This window comes from Nitrosomonas nitrosa (genome assembly GCF_003051105.1).
GTDB lineage: Bacteria > Pseudomonadota > Gammaproteobacteria > Burkholderiales > Nitrosomonadaceae > Nitrosomonas > Nitrosomonas nitrosa.
The window spans coordinates 1-2,937 of record NZ_QAOO01000065.1 but is presented as its reverse complement, the minus strand read 5'-3'; the positions used below and the strand labels follow the sequence as shown (position 1 = coordinate 2,937).

At 52.6% G+C, this 2,937-nt stretch carries 3 protein-coding genes; all 3 read right to left on the bottom strand.

What is annotated here, in order from left to right; all coding sequences use genetic code 11:
• Nucleotides 1-219 (bottom strand): S24/S26 family peptidase (locus tag C8R30_RS15475; protein ID WP_476703511.1); only part of this gene is annotated, 219 nt, incomplete at its 3' end.
• A 14-nt stretch (nucleotides 220-233) separates the two neighbouring features.
• Complete coding sequence (locus C8R30_RS15470) at nucleotides 234-2,081, bottom strand: type IV secretory system conjugative DNA transfer family protein (RefSeq protein WP_107790540.1); 1,848 nt, start codon at nucleotides 2,079-2,081, stop codon at nucleotides 234-236.
• The coding region (locus tag C8R30_RS16040; RefSeq protein ID WP_338065864.1) for an LPD7 domain-containing protein at nucleotides 2,078-2,937 on the bottom strand (860 nt) is incomplete at its 5' end. The genes C8R30_RS15470 and C8R30_RS16040, both read right to left, overlap by 4 nt.

Sequence of the window (2,937 nt, the reverse complement as noted above, 5' to 3'; positions counted from 1 at the left end):
TCCCGGATGGATATAGCCTCGGGCTGCAGCCCAATCAAACACATCGCGTTGCGGCGGACAGAAGGCAACGTACGCTCCTTTTGTAACAGGTTCATCGACAACCCGGTATAAACCGACCGGCAGGCTCGGTGTGGTGTTGATATGGATGCCGCCAATCCGGAACAGGATACTCAACGCAAACAGACCGATGCTGAGTGTCAGTACAAGTGTGGTCATCATCTTGATCGGCCTGCTCATCTCAACCCATCCAATTCGGAATGAGTTGTGAGCCGGTCGCTTGACAGCGGCGGATCGACTTTTGCGCGCGCAGCAAATACTTCATCCTGGAAGTACAGCGGCTGTACGCCATAAATGGCAGGGTATCCGGCGACATAGATGATCATGTCGCCTGGTTTTGTAATTCTGCCGCTCGCATCTTTGGTGGCGCCCGGCAGGCGCATGCATTCATCCGGTGTCAGTAATGCGCGTTGCGTCTCCTGCAATGTGCGGGTGACATGGCCGTGCATCATCGAGGAGCGGCGGCCACTTGTGGTGATCTGCTCCTTGATCACGGTGGTCTGACCGGTGAGCTTGGAGAGGTGTTCTGCCGTTTCTATGCGATTGGGCGCAAACGCGGTCTGGATATGACAGTTCGAGGTAATCGCCTCATCATGACCGTAACCCGATTCACGGCTTTTAAGCTGGTTGATATCCTGGCAGATGAGATAGGCTTTGATGCCATAACCGGCAATAAAGGCGAGGGATTCCTGGAAGATTTCAAGTTTGCCGAGACTTGGAAACTCATCGAGCATAAGCAACAACCGGTGTTTGTAGTGCATGACAGGCTCGCCATTGCGAAATACCATCTGACCGGCAAGTTTGCGAACAATCATGTTGATCAGAATACGGATCAACGGCCGCAATCGTGATTTGTCGTTCGGGTGTGAAACAATGTAGAGACTGACAGGGATGCCATGGTGCATCAGATCGCGGATATAAAAATCCGAATCGCTGATATTGCCTGCCACAATCGGATCGCGATACAAAGCCAGATAGGATTTGGCAGTCGATAACACGGAACCCGCTTCTTCCTCGGGCCGATCCAGCATGTCGCGGGCAGCGGCTGCAATCACCGGATGTGCGCCACCATTCTCCGGCATGATCATTTCCATCCAGAGTTCACGGATATCGCGGTCGGGATCAGATAGCATCGCATCGACAGCCGGTAGTGTGGCCGGTGTGCCGTCACGCTCCGATTGATATAGCACATGCAGAATGAGCCCTACGAGCAAAGCATGCGCGGTCTTTTGCCAATGTGTTTCCAGTCCTTTGCCGTCAGGATCGACGATCAGGTTCACCAAATTCTGCACATCCGCTACTTCGGTGCCGCTGCCGATAATGATTTCATCGAGTGGATTCCAGTGACAGCTCGAGGAGGATGCTGGATCGAAACGTAGCACGTTGTTGTTGGCATGTTGCTTGCGCCAACCGGCCGTCAGTGCCCAGAGTTCGCCTTTGAGATCGGTAATGACGGCACTTTGCGTCCAGGATAACAAGGTTGGAATCACCAGACTCACTCCCTTGCCGGAACGGGTCGGTGCAAAACACAGCACATGCTCGGGCCCGCTGTGTTTCAGATAATGCGTTTTGCCGGATTTGTCACACCAGGCGCCCACATAAACCGCTTCACCCCCTTTGTTCTTTCCGGAAGAAAGCAACCCTGCGGCTTCGATGTCTTTTCTATCTGCCCACCGGGCTGAGCCATACAGATTGCGATTCGCCCGTGAAGAATTCGCGAACATCATCTTGACGATCAACACCAGTATCAACCCGGCACTGGAAAACAGGATGCCGTAACCTGCCGCCAGCTCGAAGATAGCCGGATGCTGGTCATACCACTGAGTACGCCAGACCAGAATCGACCAGGGCGCATAGAATTGATTGAAATGCAAACCGAGTGGATCCTGATAATTGAACTGATGTGCAAAATATTGGGTTGCCACCTGAAACCCACCGACCAGGCAAATGAATGCCAGTATGCGGATAACGGTATTATCCCGGGAAGTTGTCTGTTGATCACTGGGGCGATGAGGCCGGGTCATAACGAATTCCTCCTGGCTTGAGTCGTATTGGTTTTTGCCTGAATCTCGGTAAAATGCTGGGTCTGCGATATAGTCTGTTGTTTCAGCAACTGCTGACGGTAGCGTTCCAACGCCTTGTCATCAAAGGTGACCTGAAGGTTGTTTTGCACGGCAGCCTGTACAACCGATGTTCTGAAATCATCCAAACCATTGACTGACAGATGATTGCCGTACTTGTCGATGGCAAGCTGCAGCACGTCAGCCAAAGAGTCATTCAAAACATTGGGAGAAACAAACAATCGTTTGCCGTCATCGCGTATGGTCGTGTTGCCTATCCTGTAGCATACCGTGCCGTCTTTGGTGACAGCCTCGACGGTATCGTTTATGGAGTGATTGTTTTGATAGCGATAGCCGGATAGGTGATTACCCGCCATTCTGCCGTCTTTTTTACTTCGGGCACGCAGTGCTGACAGGGCTTCAGCATTGCCGTTTTTAGCTTCTGTAGTCAGCCAATCAAGCCATGCCATTCTGCGCTGGCTGGTTTTCAATTGCGCGTAGGCTGCACGGTATTCGCGCTTGATCTCATCCAGTGTTGTTTTGAATTGCCCACTGACCGTTGCAGACAGGGTTTTCTTGACCAGCTGACCGGCCTGTATCTGTTTGAGGATGCTGCGCTTGCGTTTCGCATCCTTCTTGGCGCGCTCGATCAACCGGTCGCGTTGTTCCCGCAATGTGAGCCATTGTTCTTTGCGCCATGAAGCGGCATCGGCTTGTTGCTGCTGGTAGCGCTCAAACAGCCTGGCGGTATCGATGGTGTTCTGCAGCGGCTTGGGTTGATACTGTTTGGATTGGACAGACGTCGTTTGTGCCGTATGCG

Excerpts from the sequence above, each read along its gene's own strand:
- C8R30_RS15470 (WP_107790540.1), bottom strand. The coding sequence starts at position 2,081 with ATGACCCGGCCTCATCGCCCCAGTGATCAACAGACAACTTCCCGGGAT.